This is a genomic window from Pseudomonas sp. LB3P14 (assembly GCF_054898045.1).
Genome location: NZ_CM142714.1, coordinates 338,782 through 356,034 on the forward strand (window position 1 = coordinate 338,782; position 17,253 = coordinate 356,034).

At 59.7% G+C, this 17,253-nt stretch carries 17 protein-coding genes and 1 pseudogene; 10 read left to right on the forward strand and 8 right to left on the reverse strand.

Going from position 1 to position 17,253, the window contains the following annotated elements; all coding sequences use genetic code 11:
• Positions 1–30: 30 nt before the first annotated feature.
• Positions 31–729, reverse strand: coding sequence for a CoA transferase subunit A (locus tag ACYZT5_RS01625; protein ID WP_462049485.1), 699 nt, complete (start codon positions 727–729; stop codon positions 31–33).
• Positions 730–879: 150 nt separating this feature from the next.
• Here ACYZT5_RS01625 and ACYZT5_RS01630 point away from each other — a divergent pair, with 150 nt between their 5' ends.
• Positions 880–1,776: a LysR substrate-binding domain-containing protein gene (locus ACYZT5_RS01630; protein ID WP_462049486.1), complete on the forward strand. Its 897-nt coding sequence runs from the start codon at positions 880–882 to the stop codon at positions 1,774–1,776.
• A 122-nt stretch (positions 1,777–1,898) separates the two neighbouring features.
• Here ACYZT5_RS01630 and ACYZT5_RS01635 read toward each other — a convergent pair whose 3' ends face one another.
• Positions 1,899–2,741: an NAD-dependent protein deacetylase gene (locus tag ACYZT5_RS01635; RefSeq protein WP_462049487.1), complete on the reverse strand. Its 843-nt coding sequence runs from the start codon at positions 2,739–2,741 to the stop codon at positions 1,899–1,901.
• A 133-nt stretch (positions 2,742–2,874) separates the two neighbouring features.
• The gene (locus tag ACYZT5_RS01640; RefSeq protein WP_462049488.1) at positions 2,875–3,921 is read right to left on the reverse strand and encodes a class I SAM-dependent methyltransferase; all 1,047 of its coding nucleotides are present in this window, start codon (positions 3,919–3,921) and stop codon (positions 2,875–2,877) included.
• 366 nt (positions 3,922–4,287) lie between these two features.
• Between ACYZT5_RS01640 and ACYZT5_RS01645 the strand changes: the two are divergent.
• The 4 genes and pseudogenes from ACYZT5_RS01645 to ACYZT5_RS01660 form a co-directional block, all read left to right on the forward strand.
• Positions 4,288–4,852: pseudogene (locus tag ACYZT5_RS01645) on the forward strand (acetamidase/formamidase family protein); the annotation flags it as partial.
• 251 nt (positions 4,853–5,103) lie between these two features.
• Entirely contained in the window at positions 5,104–5,943 is an 840-nt protein-coding gene (locus tag ACYZT5_RS01650; protein ID WP_462049489.1) for an HvfB family MNIO-type RiPP peptide maturase, read from the forward strand.
• A complete protein-coding gene (locus ACYZT5_RS01655; protein WP_462049490.1) occupies positions 5,936–6,694 on the forward strand; it encodes an HvfC family RiPP maturation protein in 759 nt (252 codons plus the stop codon). Before ACYZT5_RS01650 ends, ACYZT5_RS01655 begins: the two co-directional genes overlap by 8 nt.
• A gap of 210 nt (positions 6,695–6,904) precedes the next feature.
• Positions 6,905–8,266 carry an IS4 family transposase gene (locus ACYZT5_RS01660; protein ID WP_462047420.1) on the forward strand — a complete coding sequence of 454 codons (1,362 nt, stop codon included), beginning with the start codon at positions 6,905–6,907 and terminating at the stop codon, positions 8,264–8,266.
• Positions 8,267–8,289: 23 nt separating this feature from the next.
• Here ACYZT5_RS01660 and ACYZT5_RS01665 read toward each other — a convergent pair whose 3' ends face one another.
• Both ACYZT5_RS01665 and ACYZT5_RS01670 read right to left on the reverse strand, forming a co-directional pair.
• Positions 8,290–9,591: a sensor histidine kinase gene (locus ACYZT5_RS01665; RefSeq protein WP_462049491.1), complete on the reverse strand. Its 1,302-nt coding sequence runs from the start codon at positions 9,589–9,591 to the stop codon at positions 8,290–8,292.
• Positions 9,588–10,328 (reverse strand): response regulator, encoded by a 741-nt coding sequence (locus tag ACYZT5_RS01670; RefSeq protein WP_128869984.1) that lies wholly within the window; start codon positions 10,326–10,328, stop codon positions 9,588–9,590. Before ACYZT5_RS01670 ends, ACYZT5_RS01665 begins: the two co-directional genes overlap by 4 nt.
• Positions 10,329–10,632: 304 nt before the next feature.
• On the opposite strand from ACYZT5_RS01670, the gene ACYZT5_RS01675 reads away from it, so the two are divergent.
• The 3 genes from ACYZT5_RS01675 to ACYZT5_RS01685 all read left to right on the forward strand — a co-directional run bounded on the left by ACYZT5_RS01675 (position 10,633) and on the right by ACYZT5_RS01685 (position 12,589).
• Positions 10,633–10,896: a DUF2790 domain-containing protein gene (locus ACYZT5_RS01675; RefSeq protein ID WP_462049492.1), complete on the forward strand. Its 264-nt coding sequence runs from the start codon at positions 10,633–10,635 to the stop codon at positions 10,894–10,896.
• Between the two features lie 48 nt (positions 10,897–10,944).
• Entirely contained in the window at positions 10,945–11,157 is a 213-nt protein-coding gene (locus tag ACYZT5_RS01680) for a hypothetical protein (RefSeq protein WP_462049493.1), read from the forward strand.
• Between the two features lie 220 nt (positions 11,158–11,377).
• Positions 11,378–12,589, forward strand: a complete 1,212-nt coding sequence (locus ACYZT5_RS01685; protein ID WP_462049494.1) for a cytochrome c biogenesis protein DipZ — start codon at positions 11,378–11,380, stop codon at positions 12,587–12,589.
• A 24-nt stretch (positions 12,590–12,613) separates the two neighbouring features.
• Here the strand turns inward: ACYZT5_RS01685 and ACYZT5_RS01690 are convergent, their stop codons facing one another.
• Positions 12,614–13,591 (reverse strand): AraC family transcriptional regulator, encoded by a 978-nt coding sequence (locus ACYZT5_RS01690; RefSeq protein WP_462049495.1) that lies wholly within the window; start codon positions 13,589–13,591, stop codon positions 12,614–12,616.
• A gap of 194 nt (positions 13,592–13,785) precedes the next feature.
• Between ACYZT5_RS01690 and ACYZT5_RS01695 the strand changes: the two genes are divergently transcribed.
• Together ACYZT5_RS01695 and ACYZT5_RS01700 are read left to right on the forward strand one after the other, a co-directional pair.
• On the forward strand, positions 13,786–14,055 hold the full coding sequence (locus tag ACYZT5_RS01695; protein WP_462049496.1) for a DUF4242 domain-containing protein: 270 nt from the start codon (positions 13,786–13,788) through the stop codon (positions 14,053–14,055).
• A 51-nt stretch (positions 14,056–14,106) separates the two neighbouring features.
• Positions 14,107–14,919, forward strand: coding sequence for a class I SAM-dependent methyltransferase (locus tag ACYZT5_RS01700; protein ID WP_462049497.1), 813 nt, complete (start codon positions 14,107–14,109; stop codon positions 14,917–14,919).
• 149 nt (positions 14,920–15,068) lie between these two features.
• Here ACYZT5_RS01700 and ACYZT5_RS01705 read toward each other — a convergent pair whose 3' ends face one another.
• The gene (locus ACYZT5_RS01705; RefSeq protein WP_462049498.1) at positions 15,069–15,995 is read right to left on the reverse strand and encodes a universal stress protein; all 927 of its coding nucleotides are present in this window, start codon (positions 15,993–15,995) and stop codon (positions 15,069–15,071) included.
• Positions 15,996–16,127: 132 nt separating this feature from the next.
• Positions 16,128–17,102, reverse strand: coding sequence for an aliphatic sulfonate ABC transporter substrate-binding protein (locus ACYZT5_RS01710; RefSeq protein ID WP_462049499.1), 975 nt, complete (start codon positions 17,100–17,102; stop codon positions 16,128–16,130).
• Positions 17,103–17,253: the final 151 nt, after the last annotated feature.

Below are 17,253 nucleotides of genomic sequence, written 5' to 3' on the forward strand. Positions count from 1 at the left end.
TGTTATTCCTTCAGGTCCGGGGGCAGGGGATCACTTACGCACGGTGCGCTGTTCGATGCGCTTCTCGAACGTGCCGCAAATGACCCGGTCGACGTAGATGCCTGGGGTGTGGATCTGTGCCGGGTCCAGCTCGCCGGGTTCGACGATTTCTTCGACTTCGACCACCGTGATCTTGCCGGCAGTGGCGGCCAGCGGATTGAAGTTCTGGGCGGTGTGGCGATAGATCACGTTGCCGAAATGGTCGGCTTTCCAGCCTTTGACGATGGCGAAGTCACCGGTGATGGATTCTTCCATCAGGTACTTGCGGCCATGGAATTCGCGCACTTCCTTGCCGTCGGCCACCGGAGTGCCGACGCCGGTGGCGGTGAAGAAAGCGGGGATGCCGGCACCGCCAGCGCGCATTTTTTCGGCCAGGGTGCCTTGAGGGGTCAGGATCACTTCGATGGCGCCGCTGAGCAGCTGCTCCTCGAACATTTTGTTTTCACCGACGTAGGAGGCCACCACCTTGCTGATCTGCCGGTCTTCCAGCAGCACGCCAAGGCCGAAACCGTCGACGCCGCAATTGTTGGAAACGACGGTGAGGTCACGGGTGCCTTTGCGCTTGATCTCGGCGATCAGGTTTTCCGGGATCCCGCACAGGCCGAAGCCGCCGGCGATCACGGTCATGCCGTCTTCAAGACCTGCCAACGCTTGCTCATAGGAACTCACGCGCTTGTCGAAACCTGCCATATGCACCTCTTTTATTCTTTGTGGGCGGCTGGCTAGCCGAATGGGATGGAGTGTCTCGCCGCAGTATTAATTTGTTAAGTTGATTTTTAAGGTTGATTGATAGATAAAACTCACCAATCAATCATCCGTACTACGTTGGAGCCAGTGGTCATGACAGTCAAGCAGATCAGGGCATTTTTGGCCGTGGCTCAGAGTTTGAGTTTTGCCGTGGCGTGCGAGCGGTTGCACCTGTCGCAATCGGCGTTGAGCCTGACCATCAAGGCGCTGGAGGAGGGGCTGGGCGGGCGTCTGTTCACCCGCAATACACGCAATGTGGCGTTGACGGCTGAAGGCGAGTCGCTGGTGCCACTGGCTCGGCGGCTGATTGCTGATTGGGACAATGCCGAGGATGAACTGCGCCAGCGTTTCACGCTTCAGCGCGGTCGCGTGACGTTAGCGGCAATGCCGTCGTTTGCCGGCAACCTGCTGCCGCCGATCCTGAAAACCTTCCGCGCGCGGTATCCCAAGGTCAACGTCACGGTGAATGACGTGATCAACGAGCAGGTGCTGGAGATGGTGCGTGATCGGCAGGTTGAACTGGGGGTAGCGTTTGAGCCGACTCAGAGTTCATCGCTGGAATTCACACCGTTGTATAGGGATCGGTTTGTTGCAGTGGTGCCGAAGGATTCTCCTTTTGCCGAACTGGAAGACATCGATTGGCTGACCTTGCTCAAGAAACCGTTCATCACCTTGCAGCGTCCGTCGACGGTTCGGGTGATGCTGGAAGAACACTTGCAGGCGCGGGGGATGAAATTGCCGGTGGAGTTTGAAAGTCATCAGTTGGCGACGGTTGGGCGGATGGTGGCGAGTGGGTTGGGGGTGAGTGCGGTGCCGGCGTTGTGCGCGGGGCAGATGCGCGAGCTGGGGGCGCGGTGTATTACCTTGCGCGACCCGGTGGTGGAGCGGGCGATCGGGGTGTTGACCAAGCCTGGAGTTGAATTGTCGGCAGCGGCTCAGGCGTTGTTCGACATTCTCAAGGAAGAAAACCTCGGCCAGCGCCTCCACTGATCGTTCCCACGTCGAGGCGTCGAACCGTCCGAGTGGGAATGCAGCCCGGGACGTTCTGCGTCCCTTCCAGAGCCGAACGCGGAGCGTCCGTTGAGGCATTCCCACGCGGAGCGTGGGAACGATCAGAGTGAGAGACGCTGCGTCAGTAGGGGTAAAAGCTGCTCACACGAGGCCTCTATCTTCAAATCAAGGATGTCATCCGCCCGAGTCTTGCCCAAATTAATCGCAATCAACGGCTTCCCCTGATCCGCCACCGCCCGGCACAACCGAAACGCCGAATACGCCATCAACGAAGACCCGACCACCAACAATCCCGCCGCCTTTTCGACGGCAGCCATTGCCTTGGCCGCCGTCGCCTGCGCCACGTTCTCGCCAAAAAACACCACGTCCGGCTTCATCCGTTCCCCTGCGCAGTGCGGACAATGCGGCACCTGAAAGCGCGCTTCAAAAGCCGCGTCGAGCAGGGTATCGCCATCCGGTGCCTGCACCGCGTCCACTCCGGCCAGATAGGGGTTTTGCACTTCCATCAGTTGCTGGATCGAATCCCGTTCGCTGCGCTTCCCGCAGTCCAGGCACAGTACCCGGTGCAGGCTGCCGTGGAGTTCGATGACGTCATGGCTGCCAGCCTGGTCGTGCAGGGTGTCGACGTTTTGAGTGATCAACCCGCTGATCTGCTGCGCACTTTGCAAACTGGCCAAGGCCTCGTGGGCCACGTTCGGCTGAGCCTGGCGCACCCGTGGCCAACCGAGCATCGCTCGCGCCCAATAGCGCCGCCGGGATTCGGGGGCGCAGAGAAACTCCTGATACATCATCGGTTGCCGTCCACGCCGCACGCCTTGGTTGTCGCGGTAGTCCGGAATGCCCGACGGGGTGCTGATGCCGGCGCCGGTCAGGACAACAAACGGCTGGTCAGCCATTAGCTGCTGGAGGCGGTCGAGTTGTTCGTGGATGAGACTGTCGAGCATGTTCAACACTCCGGAGGGCCATGAGTGTATGCAGGGTAGCATTTGCCAATCACCCTGTAGGAGCACGGCTTGCCGGCGATGGCGATCTTCAGGGCACCATCGCCGGCAAGCCGTGCTCCTACATTTGCGATGGTTATTTCCGCGCCTCCAGAATCAGGTTGAACGGTGTTTCCGTGGCCCGACGGAACGTCTTGAACCCCGCCTCGGTGAAGACTTTGCGCAGACGCGCCTCGCCCGCTTGGGCGCCGAGCCCGAGGCCGACTTCCTGGGACAGCGAGTTCGGGGTGCAGATGAAGGTCGAGGCGGCGTAGAACAACCGACCAACGGGGGTGGTGTTGTCGTCGAGCGAGTCGTTGGCGAACGGTTCCACCAGCAACACCGAGCCGTCCGGTTTCAGCGCGTCATAAGCGTGTCGTGCCGCACCCACCGGATCGCCCATGTCGTGCAGGCAGTCGAAATAGCAGACCAGGTCATAGTCGTCGCCGGGGAAGCTTTTTGCTGTGCCCTGGAAGAATCGCGCACGCCCTGTCACACCGCCTTCTTCGGCGCGCTGGGTGGCGACCGTGACGGAGGGCGCGTGGTAGTCGAACCCGACGAACCGCGAGTCCGGGAACGCCTGGGCCATGATCACGGTGGACGCACCATGCCCGCAGCCGATGTCCGCCACTTTGGCACCGGCCTCCAGTTTGGCGACCACCCCGTCGAGGGCTGGTAACCATTCGGCGATCAAATGCGCTTTGTAACCGGGCCGGAAGAAACGCTCCGTACCGCTGAACATGCATGGATGGTGATCGCCCCAGGCGAGGGCACCGTTGCCGCGCATGGCGTTGACCAGTTTGTCCTTGTCATGGAAAAACGACGCGACCACCCCGACGCCGCCCGCTATATAGACCGGCGAATCTTCGATCGCCAGCGCCAGGGCTTGCTCTTCGGGCAGGCGGAACTGTCCGTCAGTGTGTTCCATGTAACCGGAAGCGGCGTGGGCGCTGAGCCATTCGCGCAGCAAGCGGGGGTTGCAGCCGGTTTTTTCGGCGAGGGCTTCAGGGGTGACTGGCTGACTGTCGGCCATGGCCCGGTACAGTCCGAGTTCTTCGCCGAGGATGACATTGGCGAGCATCGCCGCGCCGCCCATGTCGTTCACCAGTTTGCCCATGAAATCATTGAGTCTGGCCTCGTCCATCACGTGTGCTCCTTCAGCAGGATCACGGTCCAGAAGCCTTGTTTTTCGAGGCGTTCACCTCTGGGCGGTGGTCGTGGGAATGAACAGGACGATAAGCACGCCCTGCGTGCAGTAAGTCTAGTCCGGGGTCCGAGTACCGCTGCCTGGAGCGACGAAAGCCACATCTCCCTGACTGACACTAACACCCCTGTGGGAGCGAGCCTGCTCGCGATAGCGGTGGGTCAGGCAACATCTTTGTCGACTGAAACACCGCTATCGCGAGCAGGCTCGCTCCCACAAGGGATTCGTGTACTGCGTGTATTGCACTGTATCTAACGGGCTTCTCGATACAGTTCCCCCGAACACCGTGGCACTGCCGTACACAGACGAGATACAAACCTCGCCACCTCGTCCGGGGTGATGAGCTACGTTGAAGGTCGCTAGCACGGCGATCCGTTCGTTTCCAAATTCTGCGCCACGTGCGGCACCCGAGCATCCGGCCAGCCATGTCGAAGGCATCGGCGAGGACGCGATTCGCTGTAACAACTGTGGCGCCGAGGTCAGCGCATTTCGCTTCAGCCACGGTTACGTGATCGTATTCGACGCGCAGAATCAGGTCAGCCTGACCGTCAATCAGGACGTCGCCAATCAACTGGCCGGTAACGCCTGCGAGATGTCGGCGCTGCCGGAATTCGCCGCGCAACATTCGATCCTGTCCCTGGCACGCGCCGACATACCCGGTGTGGCGGCGCACATGCGTCCGTTCCTCGGCAACATCGGCACCACGCCGTCCCGTGATTTGCCCGACTCCCACAACTGCGCCGATTTTGGCCAATACCTGATTAATGCGCCGCACCGCTTTGGCATGACCCGCGAAGAACTGCACGCGGCCAAGACCGACGGCCACATGGACACCAACTCGATCCGCGAGAGCTGCGTGTTGATCTGCCCGGCCGATGAATGCCGGGCACCGTCCGCGTGACGTTCCTGTGCCCGATGAACGTGCTGGACCGCATCGGCATTGGCCATCTGGTGCGCGAGAAGTACGACTTGCCGTAACGCCAACCCATGGGTCTGTACCAAAGTGTGTACGGACCCGCTGGCGATACAACCGCCGCCGTTTTCTGCCAGAGCGGAACACAGACTCGATACACCGCTTCGATTAACTGTGATTCCGTTCTGGCAATCATTGAGATCGACATCATGCAAACTCCCACCACCTCAGCGAAGGCGACCGTCGGGCTCGGCTTGCGTCGCGGTTTAATGAAGGACCTCCAGGCAGCCCGCGAGGGCGATTTTGATTTTCTGGAAGTCGCGCCGGAGAACTGGATCGGCATCGGCGGCGCTCATGGCCATGCATTACGAACCCTGGCCGAGCGTTATCCGTTGTCCTGTCATGGCTTGTCTCTGTCATTGGGCGGCCCGGCACCGCTGGACGTCGGGTTTCTGCAGGAGGTTCGGGTTTTTCTCGATCACTACAACGTGCCGCTGTACAGCGAACATTTGAGCTATTGCAGCGATGACGGTCACCTTTACGACCTGCTGCCGTTGCCCTTTACCGAAGAAGCGGTGCACCACGTCGCCGCGCGAATTCGCCAGGCCCAGGACATTCTGGGTCGGCGTCTGGCGGTGGAAAACGTCTCCTACTACGCCGCGCCACAGCAGGACATGGACGAGCAGACCTTCACCAACGCGGTGCTGCGCGAAGCCGATTGCGACCTGCTGCTGGACGTCAATAATGTCTACGTCAACTCGATCAATCATGGTTTCGATCCGCGGAGCTTTTTGGCCGGCATCGATTCGGGCCGGATGGTTGCCATGCACGTGGCCGGGCATTTCGATGAGTCCGACACGTTGAAAATCGACACCCACGGCGCTTCGGTGAAACCGGTGGTCTGGTCGTTGCTGGCTGAGGCTTACGCTCGATTCGGCGCGCAACCGACACTGCTGGAACGGGATTTCAACTTTCCGGCATTTTCCGAACTGGTCACTGAGTTGCAGACCATTCGCCGCCTGCAAACCGAGAGGGTGAACCGTGGATAAGCCGAGTCTGTTTCAGCAGCAAAACACCTTGGGCCTTTACCTGCGCGATCCCGATCATTGCGCGCCACCGGCTGAAATGGACGTGGCACGGGCGCAGGTTTACCGCGACCTGGTGTTCTCCAACCAGTCATCGCTGCTCAGCGGTACCTTTCCGGTGTTGGTGAAGATTCTGGGCGATGATGGCTGGCGTTCGCTGGTGCGGATACTCCTGCGGGACTACCGTGCGCACACGCCGAAATTCGGTGAGATCGCCAAGGAGTTTGTCGAGTTCCTGGCCTCGGAACCGCATGCGTTGAGCGAAGGGTCGTGGCCGCCATTCATGGTGGAGCTGGCGCATTACGAGTGGGTTGAGATGGCGCTGCAACAATCCGAGGCCGAGCCGTTGCCGTTGAGCGATGCCGGTTTGTTGCTGGACCGACCGTTGCTGGTGTCGCCGCTGGCCTGGCCGTTGGCGTATGCCTGGCCGGTGCAGTTGGTGGGGCCGGATTACCGACCAGAGTTGGCGCCGGCTCAGCCGACGTTGCTGTTGGTTCGTCGAGCTGAGGATTGGAGTGTGAAGTTCTCCGAGTTGAGTCCGTTGGCGTGGCGGTTGTTGCAGCGGATTGAGGCGTTTCCTCAACTGGATGGACGTGCGCAGCTGGAAGGGTTGGCGGTGGAGGCGGGGATGGCTGGGTCGCTGGAGTTTATGGAGAGCGGCTTGGCATTACTGCAGCAGATGCATGAAGAAGGGGTTTTGGGCGCGGTAGCATGATCGTTCCCACGCTCCGCGTCACTAGTGTTGATCGTTCCCACGCTCTGCGTGGGAATGCCTCACCGGACGCTCCGCGTCCGCTTTAGGGACGCGGAGCGTCCCGGGCTGCATTCCCACGCGGAGCGCTCATCGTTCTACATAACTCTGTTTTCAAGTATTTTTGAAACTCGAAGAAATGGAGAACGAAGATTGAATTGGGCACAGGACGAAATGAAAACCGCCGACTTGGGTGATGGCCGTTTAAATGCCAGGCTCGCCAGCTTTTTAGGACGCCTAGCCGATCATCCCGGCAACAGCATCCCGACCGCTTGTCGAGGGCTGGCAGAAACCACGGCGGCTTATCGATTTCTTGATAATGAGAAAGTCACGTTCCAGAAGGTGTTGCGGCCCCATCAGGACGCGACCCTGCAACGGATGCAAAGCAGTCCCGTGGTGCTGTTGGCGCAAGACACGACCGAGATGGACAAATGGGTCAATCTCGGTCCCAAAGGGATGGGCACGATCAAGGCGCAGAAGAAGTTTTCTCGACGTCTGCACCCAACCATTGCCTTTACCCCCGAACGTATTTGTCTGGGCGTCGTCGATGCTCAGTGGTGGAGCCGCGATAAACCGAGCCCCCGCCATGAGCGCCGAGATAAAGGGATTGATGAGAAAGAGAGTCAGCGCTGGATTGACAGTTATCAAACCAGTTGCGCGATTCAGGGGCAGCTACCGCAGACCCTGGTGGTCAACCTCGCCGATGCTGAGGGCGATCTGTACGAATGGTTTGTTGATCATCAAGAGTTCAGTCCAGACACCCGGGCCCAATGGATCGTGCGGGCGGCTCAAGACAGGCGCTTGCTGGGGGCTGACAACGGGAAGTTGTGGTCGGCACTGGATCAGGCACCGTCCTTGGGAACACTCAAGGTTGAAGTCAAAGCTCGTCCCCAGCGCCCCGCCCGACTGGCTGATGTCACCTTGCGCGCGGCAACCGTGACCCTGCGTGCCCCCGACAGGCCGGGTTATAAATTGCCCAGCGTCTCGATCAATGCTGTGTTGGCCCGTGAAGAAAACGCCATAGACGGTGTTGAACCTCTGGAGTGGCTGCTGCTGACCAGTCTGCCGGTCACTAGCCTGGAGCAGGCGAGCACCGTGGTTGAGTGGTACGGGGTACGCTGGTCTATCGAAGTGTTTTTCAATGTGCTGAAGAATGGTTGTCAGGTCAGTCGATTGCAGCTGGAGACCGAGGAACGGTTGTTGCCCTGCATTGGTTTGTACCTGATCACGACCTGGCGTGTGCTGTACAGCCTGATGCTGGGACGTGCTTGTCCCGATCTAAGCTGCGAGATGGTGTTTGAGGCTTCGGAGTGGAAAGCAGCCTATATCGTGGTCAAACGGTGCCAACCGCCCACTGCGCCCCCTTCTTTAGGAGAAATGGTTTTACTGGTCACGAGCCTGGGAGGCTACTTGGGGCGTAAAAATGACGGACCTCCCGGCCCCAAGGCCATGTGGATAGGGATGCAACGAATACGTGAGTTTGTTATCGCATTAGACGCCCAGCGTGCGCTCATCGAGAGTTGTGTAGAACGATGAGCGCGGAGCGTGGGAACGATCAGCTACCGAGCCGGTAATTTTAGCTCCGCACACAACCCACCCCCCTCACGATTACTCAACGTCAATGACCCACCAATCGCGATAGCCAACTGCTGCGCAATCGCCAAGCCCAACCCGGTCCCACCGGTGCTGCGGTTACGCGAGTTCTCCACGCGATAAAACGGTTCCATCACCTGAGCCAATTCCTCCTCGGCAATCCCTGGCCCGCGATCCATCACCTTCACCGACAAACTGCCGTCAGCCTTCGCTTCCACCCACAACTCGGCGGCACCCGCGAACTTCAGTGCGTTGTCCGTCAGGTTCACCAGTACCCGCCGCAAGGCGTGCGGACGGGTGTCGATCACCGTGTCGCTTTTGCCACCGAGCTGCACGTCTTTGCCCATGTCCTGATAGTCGAACACCAGGCTGTCGAGGAACGAATCCAGATGGGTGCGGCGACTTTCCTCGGTGGCTCCATGAACGCTGCGGGCATAGGCCACGCCTTCGCGCACCAGGTGTTCTATCTCGCCAAGATCATTCCAGAGTTTGTCTTTCTCGGCAGAGTCATCCATGAATTCGGCGCGCAGTTTCATGCGGGTGATCGGGGTTTGCAGGTCGTGGGAAATCGCCGCCAGCAGTTGCATGCGCTCCTTCAGGTAAGCGGCGATGCGCGCCTGCATCGAATTGAAGGCCATGGCGGCATGCGCGACTTCGGTCGGGCCTTTTTCATCCAGGTGCACCGCATGGGTGTTGGGGTCCAGGGTCTCCACGGCCTGAGCCAGGCGGGTGAGGGGGCGAATGACGATTCTTACGGCCAGCCAGGTGCAGATGAGCATCAGTGCCAGTTGCCCCAGCAACACGATGGGTAACCACGGCGACAACGGCAGCATCGAGGGTCGCACGTCGATGGTCAGCGGGCTGCCGTCCGCCAGTTTCAGGTGGACCTGAAAATGTTTATTCGGCCCGGGGATGTCGGTCACCGTCATCGGGTAATCCTTGCCGATGGCCTCTTTGATCGACGTCATCGCTATGGGCGAATCGCTCATGGGCATGCCCGGCGAGCCTTCGTTCAACAAATAGCGGTAGTTGCGTCGATCCAGTTGTTGCAGCCAACTCATGCGTTCTTCGGCCGGCAAGCGGTCGAGGATGGCGATGGAGGTCGAGACGTCGGTTTCCAGATTGCCCAGCATGGTGTTCTTCGTGCTTTCGTATCGCTCGTAGTACTGCGCGCCGAAGGACAGTGCCTGCGCGAGAATCAAGCCGATCAGGAAGATCAGCGACAGTCGCGAGGCCAGGGTGCGGGGCCAACGAATCGAGCGTTTCATGAGGGCGCCCCGAGGACTTCCACCGGCAGGGAAAACACATAGCCTTCACTGCGCACGGTTTTGATGTAGGCCGGTTCGCGGGCATCGTCCAGCAAGCGCTGACGCAAACGGCTCACCAGCAAGTCGATGGAACGGTCGAACAGATCGGCGTCGCGGCCTTGGGTCAGGTTCAGCAATTGATCGCGATTGAGCACCCGCTGAGGGTGATCGAGGAACACCCGCAGCAGCCGATATTCCGCGCCACTGAGCGCGACCATCGTGCCGTCGTCATCGAGCAAGTGCCGGGCCGAGGTGTCCAGTCGCCAGCGCCCAAAGGCCAGCAGGCGACCGCTTTCGGTGACCACCAGGTTGGGCGGCAGCATCCGCGTGCGGCGCAGCACGGCGTTGATTCGGGCGAGCAATTCACGAGCTGCGAACGGCTTGACCAGGTAATCGTCGGCGCCCATTTCCAGGCCGATGATGCGGTCGGTTTCATCGTTGCGCGCGGTGAGCATCAGCACCGGCGTGGCCTTGTGTTTGCCGGCGCGTAACTCACGGCACAGCATCAGGCCATCGTCGCCCGGCATCATGATGTCGAGCACGATCAGGTCCACCGGCGTGGACTCCAGGAAGGCGCGCATTTGCCGTCCATCCGCCACGACGGTGGTGCGCAGGCCGTTTTTCTTGAGGTAGTTGCCTACCAGCTCTCGGATCTCGCGGTCATCGTCCACGATGAGAATGTGATCGACGTGTTCCATTTGGCCAGACCTCTGTAGATGGGGGATGTCGAGCAGTCTATCGAGCCTTGGCCCGTTCGCCCGCAGCCCTTTGTATTGCAGTGTATCTGGCGTGACGACGGATACACGCGGACGCAAAAACACTAATTTTCAGGGCTTTTGTATCGCTCTGTATCCCGGCCCGGCTTTGATACGTACCGATTTACACGCGCCTGTTCTTGACACAGTCGGGATACCTCGCGGGCATTTAATAGGTTCCATCGAGGCAAGCCAAGCCGCCTCGGCCCAATAAACGATTGATCTATTGAAGCCTTGAGGAACCACCATGAACACCAAAGCCGTCTACGCCGCTTGCCTGTTTGCCGCCCTGAACATCTGCACCTTGTCGGCCCGCGCCGAAGCCGATGTCACGCCTAAAACCTACACCTACGGCACGCACCTGGACATCAAGAAAGTGGTGTCGTTGAAACAGGACGCCTCGCCTTCCTGTGGGGTTGTGGATGCCCAGCTGACCTACCTGGATTCCCATAACAAAACCCAGGTTCTGGACTACCGCAAAGTGGCTGACAGTTGCAACTCAGACAACTGAGTGCTTCGGCCATCCAACGCCAACCCCATTTGAAACAGGAAGAACATCATGAACAACGTAAGCCGCTATTTGACTGCCATTGCCTTCTCCGTAGCCGGCGCCGCCGCCCATGCTAACGCTGCTGTTGAACAAAAAAGCTGTGGCAGCGCGACGTGCTTTCAGCTGACGCCGGTGGCGGAGAAGGGCGGGAACGACTTTCTGGCGCAGGATGGTTCCAGCCGGACGCCGCAGGGGCAGTTGATGGATAACCAGACTGCTTGAGGGTGTCAGTGAGAGCCACCCCTCACCCCAGCCCTCTCCCCACGGGGGAGAGGGGGAAAGGGAGCCGATCTCCATGCTTTTCAAAATCTGAGTTCGACTCGGACTTTCAGGTCGCGAAATTTCTACCAAATCACTCGGTCAGTCCCCTCGCCCCTCTGGGGAGAGGGTTAGGGTGAGGGGTGGATTTCGAATCCTAACCGCCATTTTCAAGGTGACAACCATGTTTCTCATCGCTTTCCTGGGCGGCATATTGACCGTCCTCAGCCCTTGCATCCTCCCGGTCGTGCCGTTCCTGTTCGCCGGTGTTAAACGTACACGTTCCTCGATCCTGCTCACCCTCGGCGGCATGGTCCTGACCTTTGCCCTGATCTCCAGCCTGGCCGTGGTCAGCAGCGAGTGGGTGGTACAAGCCAACAACACCGGTCGCCACGTAGCGCTGATCGTGATGGTGCTGTTCGCCCTGTCGCTGATTTCCGCCCGTGTCGGTGACTGGCTGGCCCGTCCCTTCGTGGCGCTGGGCAATCGCATCGACCCCGACACCCGCAAAATGTCCGGCCCGTTGAGTTCGGTCATGATCGGTGTCGCCACCGGCCTGCTCTGGGCACCGTGTGCCGGGCCGATCCTCGGGGTCATCCTCACGGGCGCCATGCTGCAAGGTGCAAACGCTCAAACCAGCCTGTTACTGGTGGCGTACGGCCTGGGTAGCGCATTGTCCCTGGGCACCTTGATCTTCGCCGGTCGCGGTCTGGTCAATCGCTTGAAAGCGTCGATCCCGGTCACCGGTTGGCTGCGTCGTGGCGCGGGTGTTGCGGTGCTGGCGGCTGCGGCGGTGATTTCCACCGGCGCCGACAAAACACTGCTGGCCGGCACCTCGTCCGAAGGCGTCACCACGGTTGAACAACGTGTGTTGGAAACCGTACCGAAAGTCGTCGATTACTTCGTCAGCAAGGTCAAGGCAGACTCGTCCATGGACAACGCCAAAGGCGCCATGCCGTCGCTGTCCGGTGCGGTCGAATGGCTCAACTCGCCGGCACTCAGCAATGATTCGCTGAAAGGCAAAGTGGTGCTGGTGGACTTCTGGACCTACGACTGCATCAACTGCCAGCACACCTTGCCCTACGTGAAGGACTGGGCGAAAAAATACGAGAAGGACGGCCTGGTCGTGATCGGCGTGCACACCCCTGAATACGGTTACGAACGCATCATCGGCAACGTCAAGGATCAGGTGAAAAAGCTCGGCATCACCTACCCGGTGGCCATCGACAACAACTACGCAATCTGGCGCAACTTCGACAACCAGTACTGGCCCGCTCACTACCTGATCGATGCCAAGGGCCAGGTGCGTTACACCCACTTTGGTGAAGGCAGTTACGAGACTCAGGAGAAAGTGATTCAGCAGTTGCTGGAAGAGGCCAAAGCGCCCGCTGCGTGATGCTTCAAGTCAATGGCTCACAGGCTACGCGCCGTGGGCCATTGGTTTTTTCTCCTGACTGCGCCGCCACGCCGCTGGTGGTGCTCCGAACTCACGACGAAAGGCCCGGCTGAACGCCGTGTCGGTCTGGTAGCCCACCTCTTCGGCGATCCGCATCAATGAACTGTTACTGCTGCGTAACAGGTTGGCCGCCAGCAACATGCGCCATTGCGTCAGGTACTGCATCGGCGAACTCCCCACCAGTTGCTGAAAGCGTTCCGCCAACACCGATCTTGAAGTACCGGCCGTGCGCGCCAGTTCATCCAGCGTCCAGGCGTGACAAGGTTTTTTGTGCAACGCGTTAAGGGCGGCGCCGACAATCCGGTCGCCTACACCCGCCAGCCAACCGGTACGCCCTTCGCCCTGTTCGTGCATGTACAGGCGCAGCACTTCGATAAACAACACCTCAGCCAGTTTCGCCAGCACACCTTCGCCGCCGGGGCGGGGCGAGCGCGCTTCGGCCAGCGCATAACGGACCGACGACTCCAGCCAGATACCGGCATTCGAGCCGCGTACATTGACCCGGACCACCGCCGGCAATCCGGTCAGCAACATCCCAGCCAACCGTGTATCGCACGCCAGATAGCCGCACACCAGACGCGTTACCGCGCCGCCACCGCCATAACTCAACTGCCGTGGGCGGCGCGCAAGCACCACGTCCAGCCGCGCACCCGTGGCGGGCGCGAGCCCCGGTTTAGAGCTCATGCGATGGGCGTCTCCCTGAGGGAAAACCACCACATCGCCGGCCGTTAGCAGGAGCGGGGGATCATTGCCCAGTTCGACATAGCACTCGCCTTCGGTGATCAAGTGGAAGATCACCACGCGTTCGGCGCCGGGCTCCAGAAACGGCGCCGCCGTGTCGGCGCTCGGCGACTGGTAGCACCAGGGTGCAGTGAACCTGGCATTGATGAAAATCGCGCCGACCAGGCGGACAACGCGCAACGTCTGGGACAAGGCGTCCATGATGGTTTTCCCGTGTTGGCGGGCTGCTTTTGGTGGTGAGCTTGATTGTGAGCCTGTCGCGCCAGAGCGTGAAATCTCCGGACGATCGGACAGGGTTGGCCGACGATCGGGCAGGACGCCAGCGTTGCCCGGCGCGATAGTTGGCACACAGGGTCTGCCGACCCTGTCATCAATAACAAGAATGAGAGGTTGCCATGCCGAAGTTCGTCATAGAACGCGAGATCCCGGGCGCTGGAACACTGTCAGAAAGGGATTTGAAAGCGATCTCGCAAAAGTCCTGCAGGGTCTTGCGCGATCTGCCAGAGGTACAATGGGTTCAGAGTTACGTCACCGGCGACAAGATTTACTGCGTGTACATCGCGCCGCATGAGGAACTCATCAGGGAGCACGCCCGGCAGGGAGGTTTTCCAGCCAACAGCGTTTCCCGAGTCATGAGCGTCATCGACCCCACTACGGCGGATTGATCATCCGTCAGATTCTGGTCCGTGTTCCAACCCGCGAGGGAGACCGTCTCCATGAGTACACCCATTGATCTTACTGCCCTGAAAAACCGTCAGATGGCCGCTTGGGCCAGTGGCGACTATGCCGTGATCGGCACCAAGTTGCAGATCGTCGGCGAACAGCTCGCCGAAGCCTGCGACCTGCTCTGCGATGAACGCGTGCTCGATGTGGCCGCCGGTAACGGCAATGCGACACTCGCTGCCGCGCGGCGTGGATGCCACGTCACCTCCACCGACTATGTGGCCGCGCTGCTGGAGCGCGGCGAGGACCGGGCCAGGGCAGAACACCTGGAAGTCACCTTCCAGGTGGCCGACGCCGAGGCGCTGCCCTTTGAGGACGCCAGCTTCGATGTCGTGCTGTCGACCTTCGGTGTGATGTTTACGCCGGACCAACCCAAGGCCGCCGCGGAACTGGCGCGAGTCTGTCGACCCGGAGGCCGGATCGGCCTGGCCAACTGGACACCCGAAGGTTTCGTCGGCCAGATGTTCAAGACCCTGGGCCGCCACATGCCGCCACCGCCAGGCGCACAACCGCCTTCGCAGTGGGGCACCGAAGCCTGGCTGCACTCGCACTTCGACGAGCGCAACTTCCTGGTCCAGATCACTCGCAAGCACTTCAACTTCCGCTACCGCTCGGCCGCGCACTTCATCGACACGTTCCGCAACTGGTACGGCCCAGTCCACAAGGTGTTCCTGGCGCTGCCTCCCGAGGGTGCCGAGGCCCTGGAAAAGGACCTGACCGAACTGTTGAACCGCTTGAACCGGGCGGGAGACAAGTCGCTGGTGGTGCCGAGTGAATACCTGGAAGTAGTCATCACCCGGCGCTGAACTGCCAACACAAAACCCCTGTGGGAGCGACGGTGCGGCATCCGACCTGCTCGCGAAGGCGGTCGTTCACTCAACATCAATGTTGAATGTAATGGCCTCTTCGCGAGCAGGCTCGCTCCCACATTGGATAATGGTGTCTGGGAGAGCAATCACTCATCCAGCCGCTCGGTGTACACCACCCAAACGCTGCATGGCATTTTGTACAGCAGATGCTCCACCGTACTGCCGATCAGTCGGCCCATGCCGCGATGGCCGATCCGGCCCATGACAATCACGTCGACGTCAAAGGCATCGGCATAGCGGGTGAGGACCTTGGCCGGGTTACCCATGATCATGTGTCGCTGCTCCGGTGCGATGCCGTTGCGCTCGGCCAGTTCGTTGAAGGCATCCTCCTGGTAATCGAACACGGTCTTGGCCTTACCCGACGAGAAGAACGCCGAACCGTTGTCGAAGCCGAACTCGTCGGCGCTGATGGATGAAAGGTCATAGGCGTAGACCACATCAAGCTCGGCATTACAGGCGCTCGCCAGTTTCGCCGCTTCGTGAAGAATTCGGTCGTTGAAGGTTTTGTAATGGTCATCGCGATGAAAGGGGTCGACCGCCGCGACGATCTTTCGCGGCAAGGCGTGCACGGCGTGGCTCACGAAATGCAGCGGCACCGGACATTCGCGCAGCAAATGCACATCGAGCGGGGTAAACATCAGCCGCGACAGCAGTGATTCGTGCTCCAGCGCCTTGATCAGCACGTCCATCGGCTGCTCTTTGAGGTGAATCAGGATTTCTTCCAATGGGCGTTCGACCCAAGCCACTTCGGTGGTGACGTGCACACCGATTTTGCGCAAGGGGCGAGCCTGTTCCTCAAGCCATTGGCGATGGCGATCGACGTAGCCCAGGCGCATCTGTTCCAGGGCCTTTTCGTTGACCAGACTGGCGGTCGCCAGGCCTTCAAGGTAATCGAAGGCGACGATGTGCAGCGCGGCGTCTTCGGCCTTGGCCAGCGCAGCGGCCCTGTCGAAAGCAGGGCTGTGTTCCATCAGCGGTGATGCAACCAGCATGAAGCGGGATTGACCAGACATGACGAACCTCCCGTGGATTAGCCGCCCGACGTGCGGCTCGTGCGACGTACATCCAGTCTCTAAGTATTGACCATGATCAATCACTCGTCCGTAAACCGGGTGCAGGCTGAGGTTCGTTCCTTGAGGGTGTCCTCACGGCTTCCAGATATCGACGTCTTTCGCATCCACTGCCTTGGGTAATAAACCCGCGGCAAAAAAAGCATCGGCGATTTTCTGCTGCTCACCCAATTGATCGCCTTTCACCGGCTGTACCTGGTAGCTGCGATGGGTGTTGGCCGTCTCGACTGTTGCCACATCAAGGTTGCCCCACAACGGGCTGAGTATTTGCGCCGCGTCACGTGGGTTGGTTTTTACCCAGTCACCCGTCTTGTGCAGTTGATCGTAAACAAGCTTGAGGACGTCGGGATGCGCCTTGGCGTAGCTGGTGCTGGTCAGGTAGTAGCGTTTGTAACTGGCCAGGCCTGCGCCGTCAGCCAGGGTGCGCGTCGGCAGTTGACGTTGCGCGCTGGTGAGGAAGGGTTCCCACGTGACCCAGGCATCAACTTTGTTGTTCTCGAAGGCCGCACGGCCATCGGCGGGCGACAGGTAGGCCGGTTGGATGTCCGAAAACTCCAGGCCTGCTTTCTTCAGGGCGGCGATCAGCAAATAGTGGGATCCGGCCGCCTTGGTGACCGCCACTTTCTTGCCTTTCAAATCCGACAGTAGCTTGAGGGGCGAATCCTCGCGTACGACGATCGCCTGGGCTGAAGGCGAGGGCGCCTCTTGCGCAAAATAGGTCAGTTTGGCCTGCGCGGCCTGAGCAAAAATCGGCACGGTGTCTGCGACGTCAGCGCTGATATCGACATTGCCCACATTCAGCGCTTCCAGCAGTGGCAAACCACTTGAAAACTCATGCCAGCTCACATCGATGTTCTTCTGCGCGAGGGTTTTTTCCAGCGTGCCTTGTGTTTTCAACAAGGTGATGAGGGTCGATGACTTCTGGTAGCCGATTCGTACCGTTTCCCGGGCCTGGGCCGGGAGGGTGAATGACAAGGCCAGCGCAACGACCAGGCCGGCCAGTACCGGACGACGGAGTTTCGCTTCAGCATTTTTGGTGGACTTTGACATGGCACGCTCGGCATTCAGCAGGAGAGAAGGGCTATCTGCCATGAATCATAGGGTTCTAAAAATCATTCTTTAAATAATTTTTAGGTATTAGCTTAGTGGTTCCTTAATATTCGATTCAGGAATAAATAAATAGTTATTTATTCCTTTTATT

Bases quoted from the DNA above. Each gene is read 5' to 3' on its own strand.
- ACYZT5_RS01625 (WP_462049485.1), bottom strand. From the start codon at position 729: ATGGCAGGTTTCGACAAGCGCGTGAGTTCCTATGAGCAAGCGTTGGCA.
- ACYZT5_RS01685 (WP_462049494.1), top strand. From the start codon at position 11,378: ATGTTTCTCATCGCTTTCCTGGGCGGCATATTGACCGTCCTCAGCCCT.
- ACYZT5_RS01700 (WP_462049497.1), top strand. From the start codon at position 14,107: ATGAGTACACCCATTGATCTTACTGCCCTGAAAAACCGTCAGATGGCC.
- ACYZT5_RS01660 (WP_462047420.1), top strand. From the start codon at position 6,905: ATGAAAACCGCCGACTTGGGTGATGGCCGTTTAAATGCCAGGCTCGCC.
- ACYZT5_RS01650 (WP_462049489.1), top strand. From the start codon at position 5,104: ATGCAAACTCCCACCACCTCAGCGAAGGCGACCGTCGGGCTCGGCTTG.
- ACYZT5_RS01695 (WP_462049496.1), top strand. From the start codon at position 13,786: ATGCCGAAGTTCGTCATAGAACGCGAGATCCCGGGCGCTGGAACACTG.
- ACYZT5_RS01665 (WP_462049491.1), bottom strand. From the start codon at position 9,591: ATGAAACGCTCGATTCGTTGGCCCCGCACCCTGGCCTCGCGACTGTCG.
- ACYZT5_RS01630 (WP_462049486.1), top strand. From the start codon at position 880: ATGACAGTCAAGCAGATCAGGGCATTTTTGGCCGTGGCTCAGAGTTTG.
- ACYZT5_RS01710 (WP_462049499.1), bottom strand. From the start codon at position 17,102: ATGTCAAAGTCCACCAAAAATGCTGAAGCGAAACTCCGTCGTCCGGTA.
- ACYZT5_RS01690 (WP_462049495.1), bottom strand. From the start codon at position 13,591: ATGGACGCCTTGTCCCAGACGTTGCGCGTTGTCCGCCTGGTCGGCGCG.
- ACYZT5_RS01705 (WP_462049498.1), bottom strand. From the start codon at position 15,995: ATGTCTGGTCAATCCCGCTTCATGCTGGTTGCATCACCGCTGATGGAA.
- ACYZT5_RS01670 (WP_128869984.1), bottom strand. From the start codon at position 10,328: ATGGAACACGTCGATCACATTCTCATCGTGGACGATGACCGCGAGATC.
- ACYZT5_RS01640 (WP_462049488.1), bottom strand. From the start codon at position 3,921: ATGGACGAGGCCAGACTCAATGATTTCATGGGCAAACTGGTGAACGAC.
- ACYZT5_RS01680 (WP_462049493.1), top strand. From the start codon at position 10,945: ATGAACAACGTAAGCCGCTATTTGACTGCCATTGCCTTCTCCGTAGCC.
- ACYZT5_RS01635 (WP_462049487.1), bottom strand. From the start codon at position 2,741: ATGCTCGACAGTCTCATCCACGAACAACTCGACCGCCTCCAGCAGCTA.
- ACYZT5_RS01675 (WP_462049492.1), top strand. From the start codon at position 10,633: ATGAACACCAAAGCCGTCTACGCCGCTTGCCTGTTTGCCGCCCTGAAC.